General features: G+C 53.4%; 23 protein-coding genes. 13 read left to right on the top strand and 10 right to left on the bottom strand.

Annotation, left to right across the window (positions count from 1 at the left end; all coding sequences use genetic code 11):
• Window positions 1–7: 7 nt before the first annotated feature.
• From LA337_19275 to LA337_19260, 4 genes are read left to right on the top strand one after another with little or no spacing between them, the layout of a single operon-like run.
• Entirely contained in the window at window positions 8–1,285 is a 1,278-nt protein-coding gene (locus tag LA337_19275; GenBank protein UBI15283.1) for a zinc-binding dehydrogenase, read from the top strand.
• Window positions 1,282–2,253 (top strand): class II fructose-bisphosphatase, encoded by a 972-nt coding sequence (yggF, locus tag LA337_19270; GenBank protein UBI15282.1) that lies wholly within the window; start codon window positions 1,282–1,284, stop codon window positions 2,251–2,253. Before LA337_19275 ends, yggF begins: the two co-directional genes overlap by 4 nt.
• 15 nt (window positions 2,254–2,268) lie before the next feature.
• Entirely contained in the window at window positions 2,269–2,778 is a 510-nt protein-coding gene (locus LA337_19265; GenBank protein UBI15281.1) for a transcriptional regulator, read from the top strand.
• A complete protein-coding gene (locus LA337_19260; GenBank protein ID UBI15280.1) occupies window positions 2,775–3,485 on the top strand; it encodes a nucleoside/nucleotide kinase family protein in 711 nt (236 codons plus the stop codon). Before LA337_19265 ends, LA337_19260 begins: the two co-directional genes overlap by 4 nt.
• On the opposite strand, the gene LA337_19255 is transcribed toward LA337_19260, so the two are convergent.
• From LA337_19255 to LA337_19235, 5 genes are read right to left on the bottom strand one after another with little or no spacing between them, the layout of a single operon-like run.
• On the bottom strand, window positions 3,442–4,125 hold the full coding sequence (locus LA337_19255; protein UBI15279.1) for an ATP-binding cassette domain-containing protein: 684 nt from the start codon (window positions 4,123–4,125) through the stop codon (window positions 3,442–3,444). The two genes, LA337_19260 and LA337_19255, sit on opposite strands and share 44 nt — an antisense overlap.
• Entirely contained in the window at window positions 4,119–4,796 is a 678-nt protein-coding gene (locus LA337_19250; protein UBI15278.1) for an energy-coupling factor ABC transporter ATP-binding protein, read from the bottom strand. The genes LA337_19255 and LA337_19250 overlap by 7 nt, the downstream gene beginning before the upstream one ends.
• Window positions 4,784–5,491 (bottom strand): energy-coupling factor transporter transmembrane protein EcfT, encoded by a 708-nt coding sequence (locus LA337_19245; protein UBI15277.1) that lies wholly within the window; start codon window positions 5,489–5,491, stop codon window positions 4,784–4,786. Before LA337_19245 ends, LA337_19250 begins: the two co-directional genes overlap by 13 nt.
• Entirely contained in the window at window positions 5,492–6,070 is a 579-nt protein-coding gene (locus LA337_19240; protein UBI15276.1) for an ECF transporter S component, read from the bottom strand.
• A gap of 24 nt (window positions 6,071–6,094) precedes the next feature.
• The gene (locus LA337_19235) at window positions 6,095–6,520 is read right to left on the bottom strand and encodes a DNA-binding protein (protein ID UBI15275.1); all 426 of its coding nucleotides are present in this window, start codon (window positions 6,518–6,520) and stop codon (window positions 6,095–6,097) included.
• Window positions 6,521–6,894: 374 nt separating this feature from the next.
• Between LA337_19235 and epd the strand changes: the two genes are divergently transcribed.
• From epd to LA337_19200, 7 genes are all read left to right on the top strand, one after another.
• Window positions 6,895–7,923 carry an erythrose-4-phosphate dehydrogenase gene (epd, locus tag LA337_19230; protein ID UBI15274.1) on the top strand — a complete coding sequence of 343 codons (1,029 nt, stop codon included), beginning with the start codon at window positions 6,895–6,897 and terminating at the stop codon, window positions 7,921–7,923.
• Between the two features lie 39 nt (window positions 7,924–7,962).
• A complete protein-coding gene (pgk, locus tag LA337_19225) occupies window positions 7,963–9,126 on the top strand; it encodes a phosphoglycerate kinase (protein UBI15273.1) in 1,164 nt (387 codons plus the stop codon).
• An 88-nt stretch (window positions 9,127–9,214) separates the two neighbouring features.
• Window positions 9,215–10,294, top strand: a complete 1,080-nt coding sequence (gene fbaA / locus LA337_19220; GenBank protein ID UBI15272.1) for a class II fructose-bisphosphate aldolase — start codon at window positions 9,215–9,217, stop codon at window positions 10,292–10,294.
• A 191-nt stretch (window positions 10,295–10,485) separates the two neighbouring features.
• Complete coding sequence (locus LA337_19215; protein UBI15271.1) at window positions 10,486–11,346, top strand: small-conductance mechanosensitive channel MscS; 861 nt, start codon at window positions 10,486–10,488, stop codon at window positions 11,344–11,346.
• 190 nt (window positions 11,347–11,536) lie between these two features.
• Window positions 11,537–12,172 carry an arginine exporter ArgO gene (gene argO / locus LA337_19210; protein ID UBI15270.1) on the top strand — a complete coding sequence of 212 codons (636 nt, stop codon included), beginning with the start codon at window positions 11,537–11,539 and terminating at the stop codon, window positions 12,170–12,172.
• A 93-nt stretch (window positions 12,173–12,265) separates the two neighbouring features.
• Complete coding sequence (locus tag LA337_19205; protein UBI15269.1) at window positions 12,266–13,012, top strand: oxidative stress defense protein; 747 nt, start codon at window positions 12,266–12,268, stop codon at window positions 13,010–13,012.
• Between the two features lie 123 nt (window positions 13,013–13,135).
• Window positions 13,136–14,032 (top strand): LysR family transcriptional regulator, encoded by an 897-nt coding sequence (locus tag LA337_19200; GenBank protein UBI15268.1) that lies wholly within the window; start codon window positions 13,136–13,138, stop codon window positions 14,030–14,032.
• Here the strand turns inward: LA337_19200 and LA337_19195 are convergent.
• The 5 genes from LA337_19195 to argP form a co-directional block, all read right to left on the bottom strand.
• A complete protein-coding gene (locus LA337_19195) occupies window positions 14,029–15,495 on the bottom strand; it encodes an acetyl-CoA hydrolase/transferase family protein (protein ID UBI15267.1) in 1,467 nt (488 codons plus the stop codon). The two genes, LA337_19200 and LA337_19195, sit on opposite strands and share 4 nt — an antisense overlap.
• A 24-nt stretch (window positions 15,496–15,519) precedes the next feature.
• Complete coding sequence (scpB, locus tag LA337_19190; protein UBI15266.1) at window positions 15,520–16,305, bottom strand: methylmalonyl-CoA decarboxylase; 786 nt, start codon at window positions 16,303–16,305, stop codon at window positions 15,520–15,522.
• A 10-nt stretch (window positions 16,306–16,315) separates the two neighbouring features.
• Entirely contained in the window at window positions 16,316–17,311 is a 996-nt protein-coding gene (gene meaB, locus LA337_19185) for a methylmalonyl Co-A mutase-associated GTPase MeaB (GenBank protein ID UBI15265.1), read from the bottom strand.
• Complete coding sequence (gene scpA / locus LA337_19180) at window positions 17,304–19,448, bottom strand: methylmalonyl-CoA mutase (GenBank protein UBI15264.1); 2,145 nt, start codon at window positions 19,446–19,448, stop codon at window positions 17,304–17,306. Before scpA ends, meaB begins: the two co-directional genes overlap by 8 nt.
• Window positions 19,449–19,681: 233 nt before the next feature.
• Entirely contained in the window at window positions 19,682–20,575 is an 894-nt protein-coding gene (gene argP, locus LA337_19175; protein UBI15263.1) for a DNA-binding transcriptional regulator ArgP, read from the bottom strand.
• A gap of 159 nt (window positions 20,576–20,734) precedes the next feature.
• Here argP and rpiA point away from each other — a divergent pair, with 159 nt between their 5' ends.
• Together rpiA and serA are read left to right on the top strand one after the other, a co-directional pair.
• Window positions 20,735–21,394, top strand: coding sequence for a ribose-5-phosphate isomerase RpiA (gene rpiA / locus LA337_19170; protein ID UBI15262.1), 660 nt, complete (start codon window positions 20,735–20,737; stop codon window positions 21,392–21,394).
• 271 nt (window positions 21,395–21,665) lie between these two features.
• The gene (gene serA / locus LA337_19165; protein UBI15261.1) at window positions 21,666–22,898 is read left to right on the top strand and encodes a phosphoglycerate dehydrogenase; all 1,233 of its coding nucleotides are present in this window, start codon (window positions 21,666–21,668) and stop codon (window positions 22,896–22,898) included.
• Window positions 22,899–23,042 lie beyond the last annotated feature (144 nt).

Here is a 23,042-nt window from a genome sequence, read left to right as displayed (position 1 = left end):
AGTGAATATGAAAACGAAAGTTGCTGCCATTTATGGCAAGCAGGATATTCGTATCCGCGAGTTTGAGCTACCTGCAATTACAGATAATGAATTGTTGGTAAGCGTAATATCCGATAGCGTTTGTTTATCTACCTGGAAAGCGGCGGCATTAGGGAGCGATCATAAACGCGTACCGGATGACCTGGAAAACCATCCGGTTATTACCGGGCATGAATGTGCAGGTATCATCGTTGAGGTTGGAAAAAACCTGACGGATAAATATAAGAAAGGCCAGCGTTTTGTTTTGCAACCCGCGATGGGATTGCCAAGCGGTTATTCAGCGGGATACAGCTACGAATATTTTGGCGGTAATGCGACATATATGATTATCCCGGAGGTGGCGATTAATCTGGGGTGTGTTTTACCGTACCACGGGTCTTATTTTGCCGCAGCATCCCTGGCGGAGCCGATGTGCTGCATTATTGGCGCTTATAACGCGAATTTTCACACCACGCCTTACGTTTATGAGCACCGTATGGGGATTAAGCCGGGGGGAAGTATTGCGCTTCTGGCCTGCGCCGGGCCGATGGGGATTGGCGCTATAGATTATGCCATTAACGGCAGCATTCAGCCGTCACGTGTGGTGGTGGTCGACATTGACGAAGCGCGACTGGCGCAGGCTAAAAAACTGTTGCCGGTTGAGTTAGCGGCAGAAAAGGGGATTGAGCTTATCTATGTGAATACTACAGGCATGGATTCTCCGACCGCGATGCTGCGTGCTCTTACCAATGACGCAGGTTTTGATGATGTCTTTGTGTATGCGGCAGTGCCAGCCGTCATTGAAATGGCTGATGATTTACTTGCGGAAGATGGCTGCCTGAATTTCTTTGCCGGCCCTACGGACAGTAACTTCAAAGTGCCGTTTAACTTTTATAACGTGCACTACAACAGTACTCACGTTGTCGGAACGTCCGGCGGTTCCACGGATGATATGAAAGAGGCTATTGCGCTCAGTGCAACTGGCCAACTGCAACCGTCGTTTATGGTGACGCACATTGGCGGCCTTGATGCGGTTCCGCACACCGTATTGAACTTACCTGCGATCCCCGGCGGTAAAAAGCTGATATACAACGGCGTTACCATGCCACTGACCGCCATTGCTGATTTTGCGGAGAAAGGGAAAACGGACCCATTATTCAAAGAACTGGCGCTGCTGGTGGAAGAGACGCACGGTATCTGGAATGAAAAGGCAGAAAAATACCTTTTAGCACACTTTGGCGTTGATATCGGGGAGGCGGCGATATGATGTCGCTGGCATGGCCGCTATTTCGTATCACGGAACAGGCTGCGCTGGCAGCCTGGCCGCAAACCGGGTGCGGCGATAAAAACAAGATTGATGGTCTGGCGGTGACGGCAATGCGTGAAGCATTGAACAGTATTGCCATCCGTGGACGAATCGTCATTGGCGAAGGGGAGATTGATCAAGCCCCGATGCTGTGGATTGGCGAGGAAGTGGGAACCGATACCGGACCTGAGGTAGATATCGCCGTCGATCCTATTGAAGGAACCCGAATGGTGGCGATGGGTCAAAGCAATGCGCTGGCCGTCATGGCGTTTGCACCTCGAGGTTCACTGTTACACGCTCCTGATATGTACATGAAAAAACTGGTTGTTAATCGCTTTGCAAAAGGGGCGATTAATCTGGCGCTGCCGTTGGCAGACAATCTGCGTAATGTGGCTGAGGCGTTGGGCAAACCGCTGGATCGACTGCGGATGGTGACGCTGGATAAACCGCGTCTTCAATCAGCGATTGCCGAGGCGACGCGGCTTGGCGTCAAAGTCTTTGCTCTGCCCGATGGCGATGTGGCCGCCAGCGTATTGGCCTGTATGCAGGAGAATCCTTATGATCTGATGTATACCATTGGCGGGGCGCCTGAAGGGGTTATTTCGGCCTGTGCGGTTAAAGCGCTGGGGGGAGATATGCAGGCTGAGCTGATTGATTTTTGCGAAGCGAAAGGAGATAGCGCAGATCATCGCCTGATTGCAGCACAGGAACGTCAGCGCTGCGCGGAGATGGGCGTTGAAATCAACCGTATCTATGCGCTTGACGAACTGGTAGGGGGAAATAAGATCCTTTTCAGCGCGACGGGGGTAACAGGCGGCGATCTTGTTAAAGGGATCCAACAGGTTGCAAATGGTGTGCGCACACAAACTTTACTGATCGGTGGCGCGGATCGAACGTGTAATATAATAGACTCTCTGCATTCATGGTGATTTATCGGATAACTAATGACGACGCTGACAGAAGACGATGTGCTTGAGCAACTGGATGCTCAAAATAATTTACTCTCGTTTATGACGACGGCACATAACATTTTGCTCCAGGGCATTAAGCGTTTTTTACCGTCGCTGTTCGTTAATAACGATGAAGAAATCGTGGAATATGCAGTGAAGCCGTTACTCGCCCAGAGTGGACCGCTTGACGATATCGACGTTGCGTTACGACTGATTTATGCGCTGGGAAAAATGGATAAATGGCTTTATGCCGACATCACCCATTTCTCTCAGTTTTATCAGTACCTGAACGAGCAGGATAATATCCCCGGTTTTGCCGATGATATTACCTGGGATTTTGTCAGCAACGTGAACAGTATCACCCGCAATGCGACCCTTTATGGTGCGCTGGAGTCGATGAAATTTGCCGACTTTGCTGCGTGGTCTGAAGTGCGCTTTAGCGCCATGGTCAAGACGGCAATGACGCTGGCAGTAACGGCGATTTTAAAGGAATTAACGCCGTGAAAATCGAACTAACGGTGAATGGGCTACAAGTTGAAGCGCATTACCATGATGATGAGATAGAGAACGTTCATAAACCGTTATTGCATCAGTTGGCAAAAATACACGCCACTAACCCGCAGCGACGAACGATTGTTTTTCTTAGCGCGCCGCCGGGTACGGGGAAATCGACGCTGACCACCTTCTGGGAATATCTCTCCCATCAGGATCCTGACCTGCCGGAGATCCAGACGCTGCCGATGGATGGCTTCCATCACTATAATACCTGGCTGGATGCCCATAACCTGCGGGCATACAAAGGTGCGCCGGAAACCTTTGATGTGGATAAGCTTGCGCAGAATCTACGCCAGATAAAGGAAGGGGAAGGATCCTGGCCGCAATATGATCGGCAAAAGCACGTTCCGGTAGAAGCGGCCATCACCGTGACGGCACCGATCGTGATTGTGGAAGGAAACTGGTTATTGCGCGATGACGAAAGGTGGCGAGCGTTAGCTGAGTTTTGTGATTGCTCGTTGTTTATTCGCGCCCCCGCCAATGCGCTGCGCATGCGACTGGTAGGTCGTAAACTGGCTGGTGGACTCTCACAAGCTGACGCTGAGGCGTTTTATGAGCGTACCGACGGACCGAATGTTCGTCGGGTACTGGATGGGAGTCGGTCAGCAGACTTTATGCTGGAGATGACGGTCGATGGTGCATATCGGGCTGTGTGATATTTTTATTGTGTAGACGTACCACGCGCGAGAAATGACGCTGCGTAAACGCCGCGTCATGACTGATCGCTACAACGCTTGTACCACGCGTACGACATACCGCCAGCCAGTTTTCGAAGACGCCAAGCCAGTGCGCATCAAAATCCCGGCTGGGTTCATCCAGCAGTAGAATCGCGGGCGCGAGTGCTTCCAGACTGGCGACGGCAACCATTCGTCGTTGAGCAGTATGCAGATCCAGTGGGTGTGCGTCGGCAACGTCCTCTAGCTGACATAACTGCAGTGCTGCCGACGTACGTTGCGCAATCTCAGCTACCGGGAGCTTCTGTAGCCGTAATCCGAAAGCCACTTCCTCTGCTACCTTGCTGTGAAAGATTTGATTTTCCGCCTCCTGAAACAGCACGCCGATCGCCCTGGCGCGCTCCCGGTTTTTCAGTTGCGCAATCGGACGGTTTTGTACCGTTACTGAGCCAGAAGACGGAAATAGCAGCCCGGCCATAATACGCAGCAGCGTAGATTTACCGGCGCCATTATCGCCTGTAAGCGCCAGCCATTCCCCTTCATGGAGTTCAAGTGAAATATTGCACAGGCAGTCATCGGCGGCGTTCGGCCAGCGATAGCTGACCTGGTTTAACGTTAGCATAGCGGTGACAATGCTCCATCGCGCAGTTGCCACGCCTGCTGGCAATGGCTGAGAAAAGGGGAATGATTGCGTTCGAAAAGCACCACCAAAGCATGCTGTTCCTGCGCCCATTGTTGCAGTCGCTTGAGTAGCATCACAGTCGCCTGCGCTGTCAGGCGGCTGAATGCTTCGTCCAGAATCAATATTTTCGGCTGCATGGCGAGCGCGCTGGCAATCACCACCCGCTGGGTTTCTCCGCCGGAAAGCGTGCCAGGATGACGACGGCGCAGAGGCTGACATTCCGTCAGCGTCAGGGCTTCATCAATGCGCTTCATAATTTCGGCCTCGGTAAGGCAGAGATTTTCCGGACCAAACGCCACTTCTTCCTCTACGCTGAATGTACAACCTGAAAGCTGCAGGTAAGGTGACTGCTGTACAAGCTGGACAGTACTCGACTGCTCGACCAGTGACAGTTTCCCGATGGGGGTACCCAGCAGCGTTCCTGTGCCCTCAATTTCTCCGGGCAGGAAATCGGGGTACCAGCCTGCCATCAGCTGTGCCAGCGTACTTTTTCCACTGCCGTTATCGCCAAAAATAGCTACCATTCCGGGCTCGGCATAGTGGAAATTGTAGCAAGCGGGGGGCCGCGCGGCATGCGTCGGAAGATAGCGAAACTGTTCTAACGTAACCAAATCCAGACTCCTGTCTCAACCATCATCAGAACTATCATGGCGTAGCGAGCCAGACGCTGCAGGGGGCTGTCTGGCGGCGCCCACAGCGTGGTGCGTGAGTGATGCAGGCGAAATCCTCGCATATCGAGCGCCGCGCCGCGGACGGCTAAATCATTGAGCGCGTTATGGGTAAGCGGAACAATCAATGCTGGCATGGCGCGTAAACGTTGGTACCAGGACTCATCCAGCGGTACGCCGCGTGCGCGCTGGGCCTCATGAATAATCGCCAACTGGCGTTTGAACTGTTCAACGACCAGCAACGGCCCGGCAAACAGGTAGGCCACACCTGGCGGCAGCCGAGAAGCAAACAGGGCGCGTATAAAACGCGAAACCGGTACGTACTGCATCCATATCTGCGATGTTGACACAATAGCCAGGATCCGCAGCCAGAGCGTAATGGCATCGGCCCAACGTTCTGGCGTGCGTGGTTGTCCGCTGAGCCATTCGGTAAGCCATCCGCCGTGCACCAGCCATAGCCCCAGTCCTAAGGGGATCATCAGCCAGAGTACGTATTTCGCCCGCGACCGCGTAGCCTTCATACACAACAAACTGGCAAACGTCGCGGCGCTGTACAGACTAAGCGGCGCTCCGGTTGGCAGCAGGAGCGTGGAGCAGGCGGCGAGTGCCCACAGAGTTAACGACGTAAACGGGTGCATTTAGCGCACGGCAGACATCGTAGGGAAATGCCGCGTTGTGCGCAGCGGGAGCTGGCGGAGTAGCACCCAGACGATGATTGCCGTGAGGATTTTATCGACCAGATTCGCACCGATGACGGTGATGGCGACGGACTCCACCAGGTTCTGACCGACCGAGTGCATCCACGCGACAAAAAGATCGGCACCGCTGCCGGTAACGCCGCCAAACAGGGTCGTGCGAATAGGCACGGCAACGAGGGTAACAGCAAGCGTAATAATCACACCGCTGACAACGACTTTGGGTAAGGTGCGAAACCATCCCGCCCGCGCCAGCCAACCGGCGACCAGTCCAATCACCATGGCGACGGGCGCAAAGGCGGCGGCGATCGGATCGGTCAGTAACCCCCATAACAGGTTAGTGAGTAATCCGGTGAGCATCCCCACCACCGGACCTAGCAGCACTGCGCTAATCAAGGTACCAATCGAGTCGAGAAAAATAGGTAGTTTCAGCATGCTGATAAGCTGCCCACCGACCATATTGATGGCGATAGCAATGACAATCAGTACCAGAGACTGGCTGGAAAATTGGCGACGCGCCATAGAAAACCTCTTTCAAGTAAAACGTTAGCGGGATGAAATAACCAGTTCGTCATAACCGGAAACGGCGCAGGGCTGACGGCTGAATGCCAGAGACGTCAGCTCGCCAATCACCAGTTCCAGCGTGGTGCGCACGGTACAGCCCGGCATCATGTGGCCGCCCAGCATCGCGCCGCGCGGGTCGGCAACCGCCAGATGGAGATGCTCACCGGTAAGTTCCAGCGTGCCGTTCAGAGAGATAATTTCCCACGAATCGGTGAGTAACGTGGTTTCTTCGCGTCCAGCGAAGCGCAGGGCTATGTTGCTCAGACTGCCGGTGCAACCCGCTATCCAACCAGCCTGTAGCTGATGTTGTTGTACAAAAGCGTGTAGCGCTGAAAAGACTTCCTGACCGGGTAATAACCGCAGCGCATGAAAGCGAGCTTCAGATGATGGGGGATAGAATATAGCCATAGTTGAGGGACTCCGAGACTCGGACGTAGCGCTGATAATATAGACGCGGGCTAGGGAGCTTCCTGATATAAATCAGGATTTGTGACATGGCAACGAAATAATCTTGCTACGGTTATTCGTAATTCTGGAATATGGAATAAATTTAGCGCTGAAGGGCGTTAAAATGTGACGTAAGTCAGATAACTGTGTTCTGTTGCTGGACAATCATTCCTTTTATTCCGCGTTTCGCTTATTCTAGCTGAAGCGTTTCAGTCGATTAAATGTTCGACAATTAACCAATTAGTCGCAGTTTGCGACAGGTAAGGTTTCCCTGAGCGATTTGCTGCATTACTCTGTCAGCCACATCGTTTCTGAGAAATCCTTGCAGGAGACCTATGACCGTACGCGTAGCGATTAATGGTTTCGGTCGCATCGGACGCAACGTGGTTCGTGCTTTGTATGAATCCGGGCGTCGGGCGGAAATCACCGTGGTGGCAATCAACGAACTGGCCGATGCTGCAGGCATGGCGCATTTGTTGAAATATGACACCAGCCATGGACGTTTTGCCTGGGATGTTCGTCAGGAACGTGACCAGCTCATTGTTGGCGATGACGCGATTCGCATTCTGCATGAGCGAACACTCGATGCACTTCCATGGCGCGAACTGGGTGTCGACATCGTGCTGGATTGTACGGGGGTCTTCGGCAACCGCGAACACGGCGAGGCGCATATTGCCGCTGGTGCAAAAAAAGTGCTCTTTTCACATCCTGGCAGTCACGACATCGACGCAACCGTTGTGTATGGCGTTAATCAGGATCAGCTGCGCGCTGAGCACCGAATTGTATCCAACGCCTCCTGCACCACGAATTGTATAATTCCCGTCATTAAATTGCTGGATGATGCTTACGGCATTGAGTCTGGTACCGTCACCACGATCCACTCCGCGATGCACGATCAGCAGGTTATTGATGCTTATCATCCCGACCTGCGTCGCACGCGAGCGGCCAGTCAGTCGATTATTCCGGTGGATACCAAACTGGCGGCGGGCATCACGCGAATTTTCCCGCAGTTTAACGATCGTTTTGAAGCGATAGCGGTGCGTGTACCGACCATAAATGTGACGGCGATCGACTTAAGCGTGACGGTGAAAAAACCAGTAAAAGCCAGTGAAGTCAACCAGTTGCTGCAAAAAGCAGCACAAGGTGCATTTCATGGTATAGTTGACTATACGGAATTACCGTTGGTCTCTGTAGATTTTAACCACGACCCGCACAGCGCCATCGTTGATGGTACGCAAACGCGCGTGAGTGGCGCTCACCTGATCAAAACGCTGGTCTGGTGTGATAATGAATGGGGCTTTGCTAACCGTATGCTCGACACAACGTTAGCGATGGCTGCTATTGGTTTCAGGCTCGACGCTTGAGCGTCGACAAAACTTTATGAATCAACGAGAGGATTCACCATGTCTGTAATTAAGATGACCGATCTGGATCTGGCTGGTAAACGCGTTTTTATCCGTGCGGACCTGAACGTACCAGTTAAAGAAGGGAAAGTAACCAGCGATGCGCGTATCCGTGCTTCCCTGCCAACCATCGAACTGGCCCTGAAACAGGGTGCTAAAGTGATGGTAACTTCCCACCTGGGTCGTCCTACCGAAGGCGAGTACAACGAAGAATTCTCTCTGCTGCCGGTTGTTAACTATCTGAAAGACAAACTGTCTGCTCCAGTTCGCCTGGTAAAAGATTACCTGGACGGCGTTGAAGTCGCTGCCGGTGAACTGGTTGTTCTGGAAAACGTTCGCTTCAACAAAGGCGAGAAGAAAGACGACGAAGCGCTGTCCAAAAAATATGCTGCGCTGTGCGATGTATTCGTCATGGATGCTTTCGGTACGGCTCACCGTGCGCAGGCTTCTACCCACGGTATCGGCAAATTTGCTGACGTAGCGTGCGCTGGTCCGCTGCTGGCTGAAGAGCTGGATGCGCTGGGTAAAGCACTGAAAGAACCTGCTCGTCCGATGGTGGCTATCGTTGGTGGTTCTAAAGTTTCTACCAAACTGACCGTTCTGGATTCTCTGTCAAAAATCGCTGACCAGCTGATCGTTGGCGGTGGTATCGCGAACACCTTCGTTGCCGCTCAAGGCCACAACGTGGGTAAATCCCTGTATGAAGCTGACCTGGTTGACGAAGCTAAGCGCCTGCTGACCACTTGCGACATCCCGGTCCCGACCGACGTTCGCGTAGCGACTGAATTCTCTGAAACTGCACCGGCTACTCTGAAATCCGTTAGCGATGTGAAAGAAGACGAGCAGATCCTGGACATCGGCGACGCTTCTGCACAGCAACTGGCTGACATCCTGAAGAATGCGAAAACCATTCTGTGGAACGGCCCGGTTGGCGTGTTCGAATTCCCGAACTTCCGCAAGGGTACTGAAATCGTGGCTAACGCCATCGCAGACAGCGAAGCGTTCTCTATCGCAGGCGGCGGCGACACCCTGGCAGCTATCGACCTGTTCGGTATTGCTGACAAAATCTCCTACATCTCCACTGGCGGCGGCGCATTCCTCGAATTCGTGGAAGGCAAAGTACTGCCAGCAGTAGCGATGCTCGAAGAGCGCGCTAAAAAGTAAGCATTTAATGGGCAGGGTAACCTGCCCAATTATTAGCGCGCTTTAGAGCGCGCGCCCTTTCCAAGGCCGAAGATACAGGACTCGCAACATGTCTAAAATTTTTGATTTCGTAAAACCAGGCGTAATCACTGGTGATGACGTACAGAAAGTTTTCCAGGTAGCTAAAGAAAACAACTTTGCTCTGCCAGCTGTTAACTGCGTTGGTACCGACTCCATCAACGCCGTACTGGAAACCGCTGCAAAAGTTAAAGCGCCGGTAATCGTACAGTTCTCCAACGGTGGTGCTTCTTTCATCGCGGGTAAAGGCGTGAAGTCCGACGTTCCTCAGGGCGCTGCAATCCTGGGTGCTATCTCTGGCGCGCATCACGTTCACCAGATGGCTGAACACTACGGTGTTCCGGTTATCCTGCACACTGACCACTGCGCGAAGAAACTGCTGCCGTGGATCGACGGTCTGCTGGACGCGGGTGAAAAACACTTCGCAGCAACCGGCAAACCACTGTTCTCTTCTCACATGATCGACCTGTCTGAAGAGTCTCTGGAAGAGAACATCGAAATCTGCTCCAAATACCTGGCGCGCATGTCCAAAATGGGCATGACCCTGGAAATCGAACTGGGTTGCACCGGTGGCGAAGAAGACGGCGTGGACAACAGCCACATGGACGCTTCTGCACTGTACACCCAGCCGGAAGACGTTGATTACGCCTACACCGAGCTGAGCAAAATCAGCCCGCGTTTCACCATCGCAGCTTCCTTCGGTAACGTACACGGCGTTTACAAGCCGGGTAACGTTGTTCTGACCCCGACCATCCTGCGCGACTCTCAGGACTATGTTTCTAAGAAACATAACCTGCCGCACAACAGCCTGAACTTCGTCTTCCACGGCGGTTCCGGTTCTACTGCTCAGGAAATCAAAGACTCCGTAAGCTACGGCGTAGTGAAAATGAACATCGACACCGATACCCAATGGGCTACCTGGGAAGGCGTTCTGAACTACTACAAAGCAAACGAAGCTTACCTGCAGGGTCAGCTGGGCAACCCGAAAGGCGAAGATCAGCCGAACAAGAAATACTACGATCCGCGCGTATGGCTGCGTGCTGGTCAGGCAACCATGATCACTCGTCTGGAACAGGCTTTCAAAGAACTGAACGCGGTTGACGTTCTGTAATTAACGCCGTTCTACGTGACATGAGGCCCGCAAATGCGGGCCTTTTTTATTGCAATGTCAATGTGCTGCTGACAGAGAATTCTGTGATCTGTTTGGCAAAATCCAGGTTTATTGTTTACCCTTGTCAGGTTGCCAGTCCCGTGAGGGCGGCTTTATTTCTCCCGTTTGGGTAAGCAAAAAAGGAATAGTGAATGGAAGATTTGAATGTTGTCGACAGTATAAACGGTGCGGGCACCTGGCTGGTCCGCAATCAGGAGCTGCTGTTGAGCTATGCCGTCAACATCGTGGCGGCCATCGCCATTGTCATTATCGGTATGATCGTGGCGCGCATCGTATCTAACACTGTTAACCGCCTGATGCTGGCGCGTAAAATTGATGCAACCGTTGCCGACTTCCTCTCCGCACTGGTGCGCTACGGTATTATCGCTTTCACGCTGATTGCCGCTCTGGGCCGCGTTGGGGTACAAACCGCCTCCGTGATTGCCGTTCTCGGTGCCGCTGGTTTAGCCGTTGGTCTGGCGCTGCAAGGTTCGTTATCCAACCTCGCCGCTGGCGTGCTGTTGGTGATGTTCCGTCCGTTCCGCGCGGGTGAGTATGTAGACCTCGGCGGCGTAGCGGGAACCGTGCTCAACGTGCAGATTTTCTCCACGACCATGCGTACCGTTGACGGTAAGATTGTGGTGATCCCAAACGGTAAAATCATTGCCGGGAACATCATTAACTTCTCTCGCGAGCCGGTCCGTCGTAACGAATTTATCATCGGCGTAGCTTACGACTCCGATATCGATCAGGTGAAAAAAATCCTCACTGATATCATCCAGTCTGACGAACGAATCATTAAAGATCGTGAAATGACGGTGCGCCTGAATGAGCTGGGCGCTTCCTCGATTAATTTCGTCGTACGCGTCTGGAGCAACAGCAGCGATCTGCAAAGCGTCTATTGGGACGTTCTGGAGCGTATTAAACGCGAGTTTGACGCCAACGGCATCAGCTTCCCGTATCCGCAGATGGATGTGAACTTCAAGCGTGTGAAAGAGAGCGCTGCAGAGTAATCGCGTGCCCGGTGGCGCTATCGCATACCGGGCCTACAAAATCTCCAGGCCGGACAAGGTGCTAGCCGCCATCCGGCATCTTCCCTCCTGGTATTAATTCCTCTTATCCCTGATTAAAATTATCAATTTCCGCTAATGATTTTCCCGCGCTATAGTCTGCTCCTAAGAGAAACAGTTCGGGATGATTAACGTGTTATCGTATTATTTTCAAGGGCTTGCACTTGGTGCGGCCATGATACTTCCGCTTGGTCCACAAAATGCTTTTGTGATGAATCAGGGGATCCGTCGCCAGTATCACATCATGATCGCTTTACTTTGCGCTATCAGCGATTTGGCGTTGATTTGCGCGGGGATCTTCGGCGGTAGCGCCTTGCTGATGCAGTCGCCGTGGCTGATGGCGCTGGTCACCTGGGGCGGCGTCGCCTTTTTACTCTGGTACGGTTTCGGTGCGTTAAAAACGGCGATGAGTAGTAATCTGGAGCTGGCCAGCGCTGAGGTGATGAAGCAGGGCCGCTGGAAAATCATTGCTACTATGCTGGCGGTGACGTGGCTCAATCCCCATGTTTATCTGGATACTTTTGTGGTGCTGGGGAGTCTGGGAGGGCAACTGGACGTTGAGCCTAAGCGCTGGTTTGCGCTGGGAACCGTCAGCGCTTCGTTCCTGTGGTTCTTCGGCCTGGCATTGCTGGCGGCCTGGCTTGCTCCGCGCCTGCGTACTGCTAAAGCACAGCGCATCATCAATACGCTGGTAGGATTAGTGATGTGGTTTATCGCTTTTCAGCTGGCAAAAGAAGGTGTTGCGCACGTTCATGCGCTGTTCAACTAAGTGTTGTCTGATGGACAACGCAGCGAGATCGGCTAAGCTTGCCTGCATGTGCCCTGAGTTTCGGGGTAATTAATGAAACATGGAGGAACGACCGTGAAGTTCAAAATAATGGCCCTGGCGGCATTAGTCGGATTCAGCGCACTATCGGTACAGGCAAATGAGTTGCCAAATGGACCGCACATCGTGACTTCCGGAACGGCAAGCGTGGATGCGACACCAGACATCGCCACTCTGGCGATTGAAGTGAACGTTGCTGCAAAGGATGCGGCTTCAGCGAAGAAGCAGGCCGATGAACGCGTGGCGCAATATCTCTCCTTCCTTGAACAGAACCAGATAGCGAAGAAAGACATTAGCGCTGCAAACCTGCGTACCCAGCCGGACTACGACTACCAGAACGGCAAAAGCATCCTCAAAGGCTATCGTGCGGTGCGTACCGTTGAAGTCACGCTGCGTCAGTTGGACAAACTCAATGCGCTGCTTGATGGCGCACTGAAGGCCGGTCTGAATGAGATTCGTTCGGTATCGCTCGGTGTTGCCCAACCGGATGCTTATAAAGACAAGGCGCGTAAAGCAGCAATTGATGATGCTATTCATCAGGCTGAACAACTGGCCGCGGGTTTTAACAGTAAACTGGGTCCCGTTTACAGCGTGCGCTATCACGTATCCAATTATCAACCGAGCCCGATGGTACGGATGATGAAAGCGGATGCTGCGCCTGCGACATCCGCTCAGGAAACCTACGAACAGCCGGTTATTCAGTTTGACGATCAGGTTGATGTCGTCTTCCAGATTGAGCCGACGGCGGGGCAGCCAACAGCAACGCCAGCCAAAACCCAGTAATCGTTCCAGACCCGGCTTTCCAGCCGGGTTTTTTATGTGACCAACTGTAAAAATGAGACCTCACATCCGGTCTTTTTTTTCGCCGTAATGAGGATAGGCCATAGCGATTTTTAAGGGGACGCTATGGATATTTTTATCTCGAAAAAGATGCGTAATTTCATTCTGCTGGCGCAAACCAATAACATCGCCAGAGCGGCAGAAAAAATACATATGACCGCATCGCCATTCGGTAAAAGCATTGCTGCACTGGAAGATCAAATCGGCTATACGCTGTTTACCCGCAAAGATAACAACATCAGTCTGAATAAAGCGGGACAGGAGCTGTATCAGAAGCTGTTTCCCGTTTATCAGCGCCTCTCTGCCATTGATAACGAAATCCATAACGCCTCTCGTCGTTCGCGGGAAATCGTTATCGGCATCGACAATACCTACCCAACGATTATTTTTGACCAGTTGATAAGCCTTGGTGATAAGTACCATGGTGTGACGGCCCAGGCCGTGGAGTTCAGTGAGAATGGGGTGATTGATAACCTGTTCGATCGCAAACTCGATTTTATCATCTCGCCGCAGCACGTTTCCCCCCGCGTCCAGGAGCTGGAAAATCTGGCGATCAATGAACTCCCTCCGCTGCGTCTGGGTTTTCTCGTTTCCCGGCGCTACGAAGAAAAACAGCCGCAGGATCTGCTGCGCGAGTTGCCCTGGCTGCAAATGCGCTTCCAGAATCGCGCCAACTTTGAGGCGATGCTGGATGCCTACATGCGACCTTGTGGGATTAACCCGACGATTATTTACCGTCCATACAGCTTTATGGCCAAGATTAGCGCGGTGGAGCGCGGGCAGTTTTTGACGGTGATCCCTCATTTCGCCTGGCGGCTGGTGAATCCGTCGACGCTAAAGTATTTCGACGCGCCCGGTAGCTCCATGTATATGCAAGAATTTCTCTATTCACTGAAAAATCATCGCTATACCGCCACCATGCTCGAGCATATTGCTGAGGATCGTGACGGTACGGCAAGTTAACCAAGCATTGAACCTGTTTCGAGCAGGTTGCGATGCAGATCGAAAGCATGGCTGAGATCGTGATGGATATGCCCGCCGGGCGCTTTCTCCAGATAGCGGTGCAGGTAATCCCGGTAAAGAGGGTGCGCACAGTTATCGATAATCGTGTGCGCCCGCTGCATCGGAGATAACCCACGCAGATCGGCAATCCCTTGTTCGGTCACGATCACTTTAACGCTATGTTCGCTGTGATCGACATGGCTGCACATCGGTACGATGGTGGAGATTTTCCCGCCTTTGGCAATCGACGGCGCCATAAAGATAGACAGGTAGGCGTTGCGCTCGAAATCCCCGCTGCCGCCGATGCCGTTCATCAGGTTCACGCCCGCAACGTGCGTGGAATTGGCATGGCCGTAGATATCAAATTCCAGGCCCACGTTGAGCGCGATAACCCCCAGCCGTCGAATGATTTCTGGGTTATTGGAGATCTCCTGCGGGCGCAGCACAATACGGCTGGCGAAGAAGTCCATGTTGTCGTAAATCTTCTGTAGCGAGGGGGCTGAAATGGTCAGGCTGGAGGCGCTGGCGCCGGTTATCTTGCCCGTTTCCAGCAGATGCACCACCGACTCCTGCAACACCTCCGAATACATCATAAAAGGCGGGATATCCGGGTTTTCCCCCAGCCGCGCCATCACCGCGTTGTTGATATTGCCCACGCCGCTTTGTAAGGGTAGAAACTCAGCTGGAATGCGTTTGTGCGCCATTTCTGCCAACAGGAAAGTGACGACGTTATCGGCAATTTGTTGGCTGACCGGATTAGTTTTATCCGCTGTATTTCCTGCATCGGGCAGGTCGGTATCCACTATCGCGACCACTTTCTGCGGGTCTATCTGCACGCACTGACTGCCCACGCGATCCATGGTATGAAATATGGGTACGCTGTTACGCCGCGGCGGTGCGCCGGGTATCACGATGTCGGCAAACTCCGCCACGCGAGGATTATGGTAATGATTCAGTTCAATGATCACTTTTTTCGCCCGCAGAAGCCAGGTGGGCGCATTACCAATACCGCTGGAAAGCCAAATCCGTCCATCTGGCGCAATGGCGGAAGCTTCAATGACGGCAACATCGATCTCGCCAAAAAAGCCGTAATTAACCATTTGCGCAACCTCGCTCAAATGGAGATCGACAAACCTCACCTGGCCCTGATTAATTTTCTCGCGCAGGCCCGATGAGGTTTGATAAGGCGCGCGCCAGGAAACGGCATCCGCCGCGGATAGGACATCATCAGCAGCAGCGCCAATTGATGCTCCGGTCAGCAGGCGGATCTGAAAAGGCTGCCCGAGCTGATGCTGTTCGCATGCGCGTTGGGCAATTGCGCTGGGTAACGCTTTTGGCGAACCTGCGGGGGTAAAGCCGCTGAATGCCACCATATCATCGTGCTGGATAATTTCTGCCGCCTGTTCGGCGCTCATCCGTTTCATGGCCGTCTCCTTTCTCGGACGTGATTAATGGCCGACAAAATTGGGTTTACGTTTTTCCATAAACGCGTTCATCCCTTCCTGATAATCCTCGCTGTCGTACACCGCGCGGCGCATGCCCTGAATACGCTCGAACTCATCGGAATTCATGGTGTGCGCTTCACCCAGCACGCGCAGTTCTTCTTTGATGACGGCGATTGCCAGCGGCGCTTTTTCCGAGATGTGGTGCGCCATTTGCAGGGTGAAATCTTCCAGTTCCTCGGCGGGTACGACATGGTTGAGGATCCCGACCGCCATGGCGCGTTGAGCGGTGATGGGCGAGGCGGTAAAAATCAGTTCTTTAACGATGTGAAAACCAGCGTCGCGGGTCAGATTGTGGATGCCCACAAGGTTATACGGCACGCCGAGGTTGACCGGGGTCATTGAGAAGGTGGATGTGCTGGCTGCGATGATCAGATCGGAACTCATGATCATCTCAAACGCGCCGCCCCAGACGCTGCCTTCGACCATGGAGATCACCGGCTTCGGGTATTTTTGGATCATACGGGTTATCTGACGCAGCGGATCGTCATAGGAGAGCGGATCGCGACGTCCGGTGGGGAGCTCATGAATATCATGCCCGGCAGAGAACACTTTGGCCCCGCTCGGAGCGCGTAGAATGATGCAGCGAATGTCAGCACGATTGAGGTCGCTCAGCGCCTGCATCAGATCGTCAATAAACACTTTGCTCAGGGCATTGAGCTTGCGCGCGTAGTTGAACTCAATAACCGCGACTTTCTGGATGATGACCACGTTGACGTATTGATAAGACATAATGTTCTCTTTATTGAAAGTAATGATGCTGGATAAATTCGCTGATATGCCGCAGACCGGTGCGCGGCGAAAGATCATTGTTTTTGACAGCCTGCAGCGTCTGCTGGAAATAACGGTCGAAATCAGCCCGGGCAAACAGCAGATGCAGCGCTTCTTCTTCAGCCTGCTGATGTAACCAGTCCACCGCCTGCTGCTGGCGAACTTTTTCCAGTCGACCGCTGGCGGTCAGGCATGTTTTAAAGTCGGTTATCGCCTGCCAGATTTCCTCAATGCCGCGTTTTTCCAGGGCGCTACAGGTCAGAACCCGCGGCTGCCACTCGTCATATTTACGGCGCAAAATGTGCAGGGCGGATTCGTACATATGGCGGGCGATCGCAACGCTGGTATGGTTCTCGCCGTCGTCTTTATTGATGACGACCAGATCCGCCATTTCCATCAGGCCTTTTTTGATACCCTGTAAATCGTCGCCACCGCCAGCGATTTGCAGTGAGATAAAGCAATCCACCATACCTGCGACTTCGGTTTCTGACTGTCCAACGCCGACGGTCTCTACAATCACCACGTCAAAGCCAGCTGCTTCGCACAGCAGCATTAATTCGCGTGCGCGCTGGCTGGCGCCGCCTAAATGACCGCTGGAAGGGACCGGGCGAATAAATGCAGATTCTGCGCGGGCAAGCTCCGTCATGCGGGTCTTATCACCAAGAATGCTGCCGCCGCTGACCGGGCTGCTGGGATCGACGGCGATCACCGCCACCCGTAATCCGTGGCGGATGAGCAGCATACCGAATGCTTCCAGGAACGTACTTTTACCCGCGCCCGGCGTGCCGGTGATCCCTAAGCGCAGGGCGTTACCGGTGAACGGCATAATCGCGTCCAGCAATTGCGTACTTAACGGCTGGTGGCGCGGGTGGTTGCTTTCGACCAGCGTCATTGCCTGGGCGAGTGTGGCTCTTTCACCGAGTCGCAAGCGGCGGACGGTATCCTCAAGCGTGGCGGCGTTAATCATGATGTTGACTGATACGGGTCAACACATCGCGGACGCTGTCGAGCATTGGCGTGCCGGGGCCATAAATGGCTGCTACACCATGCTCGTGCAGGAAGGCGTAATCCTGTGGCGGAATAACGCCTCCTGCTACCACACAGATATCTTCACGCCCCCATTTTTTGAGTGCGGTAACCAACTCCGGGATCAGCGTTTTATGGCCTGCCGCCAGTGACGATGCGCCTATTACATGCACATCGTTTTCTACCGCCAGACGGGCGATCTCTTCTGGTGTGGAGAACATCGGGCTGAGATCGACATCGAAACCGAGATCGGAGTAGGCGCTGGCGATCACCTTCGCGCCGCGATCGTGGCCGTCCTGGCCCATCTTGGCGATCAGAATGCGCGGGCGACGGCCATTTTCCGCGAGGAAGCGTTCGGTTTGCGCAACGATAGCGTCAAACTCATCGGCGGATTTATCAGACTGGTGATAGCTTTGCGCAATCACGCCGGTAACGCACTGGCTGGGAACCAGATATCGGTCAAAGGCGACTTCCAGCGCGTCGGAGATTTCACCGAGCGTGGCGCGAACGCGGGCGGCGTTGACGGCGGCTGCCAGCAGGTTTTCATTATGCTGCGCGGCGTGGGTCAGCGCGGATAGTGCGGTTTTAACGGCATCGTTGTCGCGGGTGGCGCGGATATGCTGCAGCGAAGCAATTTGCTCATTACGCACCTTCACGTTGTCGATCTCCAGTACCGACGTCTCGTCTTCTTTATCCAGCTTGTACTTGTTCACGCCAACAATAACGCGCTTACCCTGGTCGATCAGCGACTGTTCGCGCGCGGAAGCTTCCTCGATCATCCGTTTAGGGAGCCCGGCTTCGATCGCTTTCGCCATGCCACCTGCCTCGTCAATCTGCTTGATGATCGTACGCGCCTGCTTGACGATTTGATCGGTGAGTGACTCGACGTAATACGATCCGGCCAGCGGATCGACGGTGCGGCAGATCTCTGATTCTTCCTGAATGATGATTTGCGTATTACGCGCAATACGGGCGGAGAAATCGGTGGGCAAACCGAGCGCTTCATCAAAGGCGTTGGTATGCAGCGACTGGGTGCCGCCGAGCGTAGCGCCGAGCGCTTCAATGGTGGTACGTACCACGTTGTTGTAAGGATCCTGCTCGGTCAGACTCCAGCCGGAGGTCTGGCAGTGGGTACGCAGAGCGAGAGATTTTGGGTTCGTCGCGCCAAAACTGCTGACCGCTTCGCTCCACAAATATCGCGCCGCGCGCAGCATGGCGACGTTCATAAACAGATCCATGCCGATGCCGAAGAAGAACGACAGGCGCGGGGCGAAGTCATCTATTTTCAGTCCGGCGGAAAGTGCGGCTTTGATGTATTCAATACCGTCTGCCAGCGTAAAGGCCACCTGCTGCACGCAGTTTGCCCCAGCTTCACCCATGTGATAGCCGCTGATGCTGATGGTGTTAAAGCGCGGCATGTTGCCGGAGCACCAGGCGATGATGTCGGCGATAATGCGCATAGACGGTTTTGGTGGATAAATGTAGGTGTTGCGACACAGGTACTCTTTCAGAATATCGTTCTGAATGGTCCCGGTGAGCTGTTCCGGCGTTACGCCTTGTTCTTCTGCTGCGACGATATAAAACGCCAGTACCGGCAGCACCGCGCCGTTCATGGTCATCGATACCGACATCTTATCCAGCGGGATCTGGTCGAACAGTACCTTCATATCTTCGACGGTATCGATCGCCACGCCGGCTTTACCGACGTCTCCCGACACGCGTGGGTTGTCTGAGTCATAGCCACGATGGGTGGCAAGGTCAAAGGCGACGGAAAGCCCTTTTTGCCCGGCGGCGAGGTTGCGGCGGTAAAAGGCGTTGGACTCTTTGGCGGTAGAAAAACCGGCGTACTGACGAATGGTCCACGGCTGTGCGGTATACATGGTGGCGCGTGGGCCGCGCACGTAAGGCGGCAGGCCGGGAAGGGTGCCCGTGACTTCCAGATTATCGAGGTCTGCTTCAGTGTACAGCGGCTTGATGGCAATCCCTTCCGCTGTCTGTCTTTCCAGCGACTCGACGGTTTTTTCCCGTCGGCTGAGTTCTTTATTGGCGAGTGTTTGCCACTCCTGCACGTTTGCCATTTTTTGCTCCGTATTACGCAATAAGTTGAATCTTTGCGAATACGGTGTGCTTTTTCATTTGGCTTGTCGCCAGCAAAAAATAGCCAACAGGACGTCGTTTTTTGCCGCGCGGCGTGTTTTATTTTGTGATGTATTTCAAAGACGTGGCGGGAATAGCATGAAAAGAGGGTATAAGGCTTGTAGGCCGGATAAAGCGTTACGCCGCCATCCGGCACTCAGGAGGAATAAACGGTTTAATCCTGACGCAGCACGTTGTGGCCATAGGCCAGCAGCGCATCGGTGACGTTGCGCATCATGCGGCTTTCCGGCGCAAAGCGATGCCAGTACAGCATCCGACGCTGGAACAGGCCCGGTGTTAAGTCGATAAGTTCGCCGCTTGCCAGCTCTTTCTCAATCTGTAAATGTGGGATCATGCAGCAGGTGGTTCCCTGACGAGCCAGTTGAACGAAGGCTTCAGACGAGTTAACGATATGGCATGGTACGCTGCCTGGCGGCAGGTCGAAATTTTGTTGCAGGAACGCCTGGTGCATATCATCAAGATGGTCAAACGCTACCGCCGGGGCTTTCAGCAGGGCAGAGCGGGTGACGCCGTTAGGGAAATAACGCTCGGCGAAAGGTTTTGATCCAACAAACAGATAGTCCAGTGCGCCAAGTTTATCCACCAGACAGCTTGGCAGTGCCTGATGCTGAATACTCACCGCACCGACCACTTCACCACGACGCAGACGTTCCTGGGTGCGCGTTTCATCCTCAACCTGCAGGTTCAGGCGAATCGGTGAATTTGCCAGTACCGGGGCCAGCGCCGGAAGTAACCAGGTTGCCAGACTGTCGGCGTTCACCGCCAGCGAGAGCAGCAGCGGCGTTGAGCCGGTTTGTTCATCGCCCAGCCACTCGTCTTCCAGCAGTTCAACCTGACGCAAAAGCGCCAGCAGTTTCTGCCCTTGCTCGGTTGGGCGTGGTGGTACGGTACGCACCAGCAACGGTTGTCCGAACATATTCTCAAGCTGTTTTATGCGCTGTGAAACGGCGGATTGCGTGATGCACAGCTTTTGCGCCGCGCGCTCAAATCCTCGTTCACGAATAACCGCATCCAGTGCTTGTAGTGTTCTGTAGTCCGGACGTTTCATTGCTTTGACGCACTCCTGAAATTTTTGCTTGTTCTGCACTATGACACAATTTTTGATTGGGTAAAGACGAAATCCGCCGCTTGCGAGCGGGTGTGGGGACATTTTTCTGCGCAATGTTCTATAATGCGCGTGAATTTTCCCACCACAGGCGAAACGATCATGACGCAGGATGAACTGAAAAAAACAGTAGGATGGGCGGCACTTAAGTATGTACAGCCCGGTACCATTGTGGGCGTAGGTACAGGTTCAACAGCCGCACACTTTATTGATGCGCTGGGCACAATGAAAGGTCAGATTGAAGGTGCGGTATCCAGTTCGGACGCCTCGACCGAAAAACTCAAAAGCCTTGGCATCCACGTGTTCGACCTTAACGAAGTTGACAGCCTCGACGTATACGTTGACGGCGCGGATGAAATTAACGGCCACATGCAGATGATCAAGGGCGGCGGCGCAGCGTTGACCCGTGAAAAAATCATTGCTTCCGTAGCGAAGAAATTTATCTGTATCGCGGATGCGTCTAAAGAAGTCGATATTCTCGGCAACTTCCCGCTGCCGGTTGAAGTGATCCCAATGGCGCGCAGCGCTGTGGCTCGCCAGTTGGTGAAGCTGGGCGGTCGTCCTGAATACCGTCAGGGCGTCGTGACGGACAACGGCAACGTGATCCTCGATGTATACGGTCTGGAGATCCTCGACGCCATCGCGCTGGAAAATGCCATCAACGGGATTCCGGGTGTGGTAACCGTCGGTCTGTTTGCCAACCGTGGTGCGGATGTCGCGCTGATCGGTACGCCAGATGGCGTGAAAACTATCGTAAAATGATCTGACGGGAGCGTCTTCTCCCGTTAAAAAAATTTTGGCAGGGCAAATTTGGTGACTTGTGTCACGTTTATAATATTGTCCTGCCGATCTCTCCAAAGAAAAAGTTATCGCCAGTATTTTCCTCTGACATTTCTCGTTGAATGACATTTCTTCAGCACGGCGACGCAAACGTTCATATTGCCGCAATATTATTTTTTGATATGTTGAAGAGACGGATGAAAATCCCACACACAACACATCAGTTTGAACAAAAAAAGACAGGGTCGGGGAAATGGCAAAGGTATCACTGGAGAAAGATAAGATTAAATTTCTGCTGGTTGAAGGCGTACACCAAAAAGCGCTCGAAAGCCTTCGTGCAGCAGGTTATACCAACATCGAGTTTCACAAAGGCGCTCTGGACACTGAACAACTGAAAGAGTCCATCCGTGATGCCCATTTCATTGGCCTGCGATCCCGTACCCATCTGACGGAAGATGTGATTGACGCCGCAGAGAAACTGGTCGCGATTGGCTGCTTCTGCATTGGCACCAACCAGGTTGATCTGTCCGCTGCGGCAAAACGCGGGATCCCCGTGTTCAACGCGCCATTCTCTAACACGCGTTCCGTTGCGGAACTGGTGATTGGCGAACTGCTGCTACTGCTACGCGGCGTACCCGAAGCGAACGCCAAAGCACACCGCGGCGTGTGGAATAAACTGGCTACCGGCTCGTTTGAAGCGCGTGGTAAAAAACTGGGGATCATCGGCTACGGCCACATTGGTACTCAGTTGGGCATTCTGGCGGAATCGCTGGGGATGCATGTCTATTTCTATGATATTGAAAATAAACTCCCGCTTGGCAACGCCACCCAGGTTCAGCATCTTTCCGACCTGCTCAATATGAGCGACGTGGTGAGCCTGCACGTACCGGAAAACGCCTCCACCAAAAATATGATGGGTGCGCATGAGATTGCGCTGATGAAACCAGGCGCACTGCTGATCAACGCCGCACGCGGTACGGTTGTCGATATTCCTGCGCTGTGTGATGCGCTGGCAACAAAACATCTGGCGGGAGCGGCCATCGACGTCTTCCCAACGGAACCTGCTTCTAACAGCGATCCGTTCACCTCGCCGCTGTGTGATTTCGACAACGTGATCCTGACGCCGCATATCGGTGGGTCCACGCTGGAAGCACAGGAAAACATCGGTCTGGAAGTGGCTGGGAAACTGACCAAGTATTCCGACAACGGCTCTACGCTGTCTGCGGTTAACTTCCCGGAAGTTTCGCTGCCGCTGCACGGTGGTCGTCGTCTGATGCACATTCACGAAAACCGTCCGGGCGTTTTGACCGCGCTGAACCAGATTTTTGCCGAGCAGGGCGTCAACATTGCCGCGCAGTATCTGCAGACTTCCGCACAGGTAGGTTATGTGGTTATTGATATTGAAGCGGATGAAGATGTGGCGGAGAAAGCGCTGCTGGCGATGAAGGCCCTTCCGGGAACCATTCGCGCGCGTCTGCTGTACTGATTTCCTCTACATGGGCAGGCGGTTGACCTGCCCATCTTTCCTCTGATTTCCCGGCCTCAAAATTTCTTTCTGTAACGCATACATTCTGTTTTCGAGCCTTGCCGCAATTGGTAACTAAAGGCAGCGTTGCGTGTTGTACAGCAC

Origin of the sequence: Citrobacter europaeus (assembly GCA_020099315.1) — a bacterium.
Lineage (GTDB): Bacteria > Pseudomonadota > Gammaproteobacteria > Enterobacterales > Enterobacteriaceae > Citrobacter > Citrobacter europaeus.
The sequence above is the reverse complement of the archived record's forward strand: the minus strand, read 5'-3'. Positions and strand labels throughout refer to the sequence as shown.

What these genes read in the sequence shown, in the direction of transcription:
- scpA (UBI15264.1), bottom strand. Translation starts at nt 19,448, where the DNA reads ATGGCAAACGTGCAGGAGTGGCAAACACTCGCCAATAAAGAACTCAGC.
- yggF (UBI15282.1), top strand. Translation starts at nt 1,282, where the DNA reads ATGATGTCGCTGGCATGGCCGCTATTTCGTATCACGGAACAGGCTGCG.
- pgk (UBI15273.1), top strand. Translation starts at nt 7,963, where the DNA reads ATGTCTGTAATTAAGATGACCGATCTGGATCTGGCTGGTAAACGCGTT.
- LA337_19240 (UBI15276.1), bottom strand. Translation starts at nt 6,070, where the DNA reads ATGGCGCGTCGCCAATTTTCCAGCCAGTCTCTGGTACTGATTGTCATT.
- fbaA (UBI15272.1), top strand. Translation starts at nt 9,215, where the DNA reads ATGTCTAAAATTTTTGATTTCGTAAAACCAGGCGTAATCACTGGTGAT.
- LA337_19245 (UBI15277.1), bottom strand. Translation starts at nt 5,491, where the DNA reads ATGCACCCGTTTACGTCGTTAACTCTGTGGGCACTCGCCGCCTGCTCC.
- LA337_19235 (UBI15275.1), bottom strand. Translation starts at nt 6,520, where the DNA reads ATGGCTATATTCTATCCCCCATCATCTGAAGCTCGCTTTCATGCGCTG.
- argP (UBI15263.1), bottom strand. Translation starts at nt 20,575, where the DNA reads ATGAAACGTCCGGACTACAGAACACTACAAGCACTGGATGCGGTTATT.
- LA337_19215 (UBI15271.1), top strand. Translation starts at nt 10,486, where the DNA reads ATGGAAGATTTGAATGTTGTCGACAGTATAAACGGTGCGGGCACCTGG.
- LA337_19265 (UBI15281.1), top strand. Translation starts at nt 2,269, where the DNA reads ATGACGACGCTGACAGAAGACGATGTGCTTGAGCAACTGGATGCTCAA.
- LA337_19200 (UBI15268.1), top strand. Translation starts at nt 13,136, where the DNA reads ATGGATATTTTTATCTCGAAAAAGATGCGTAATTTCATTCTGCTGGCG.
- serA (UBI15261.1), top strand. Translation starts at nt 21,666, where the DNA reads ATGGCAAAGGTATCACTGGAGAAAGATAAGATTAAATTTCTGCTGGTT.
- meaB (UBI15265.1), bottom strand. Translation starts at nt 17,311, where the DNA reads ATGATTAACGCCGCCACGCTTGAGGATACCGTCCGCCGCTTGCGACTC.
- LA337_19195 (UBI15267.1), bottom strand. Translation starts at nt 15,495, where the DNA reads ATGAAACGGATGAGCGCCGAACAGGCGGCAGAAATTATCCAGCACGAT.
- rpiA (UBI15262.1), top strand. Translation starts at nt 20,735, where the DNA reads ATGACGCAGGATGAACTGAAAAAAACAGTAGGATGGGCGGCACTTAAG.
- scpB (UBI15266.1), bottom strand. Translation starts at nt 16,305, where the DNA reads ATGTCTTATCAATACGTCAACGTGGTCATCATCCAGAAAGTCGCGGTT.
- epd (UBI15274.1), top strand. Translation starts at nt 6,895, where the DNA reads ATGACCGTACGCGTAGCGATTAATGGTTTCGGTCGCATCGGACGCAAC.
- LA337_19275 (UBI15283.1), top strand. Translation starts at nt 8, where the DNA reads ATGAAAACGAAAGTTGCTGCCATTTATGGCAAGCAGGATATTCGTATC.
- LA337_19255 (UBI15279.1), bottom strand. Translation starts at nt 4,125, where the DNA reads ATGCTAACGTTAAACCAGGTCAGCTATCGCTGGCCGAACGCCGCCGAT.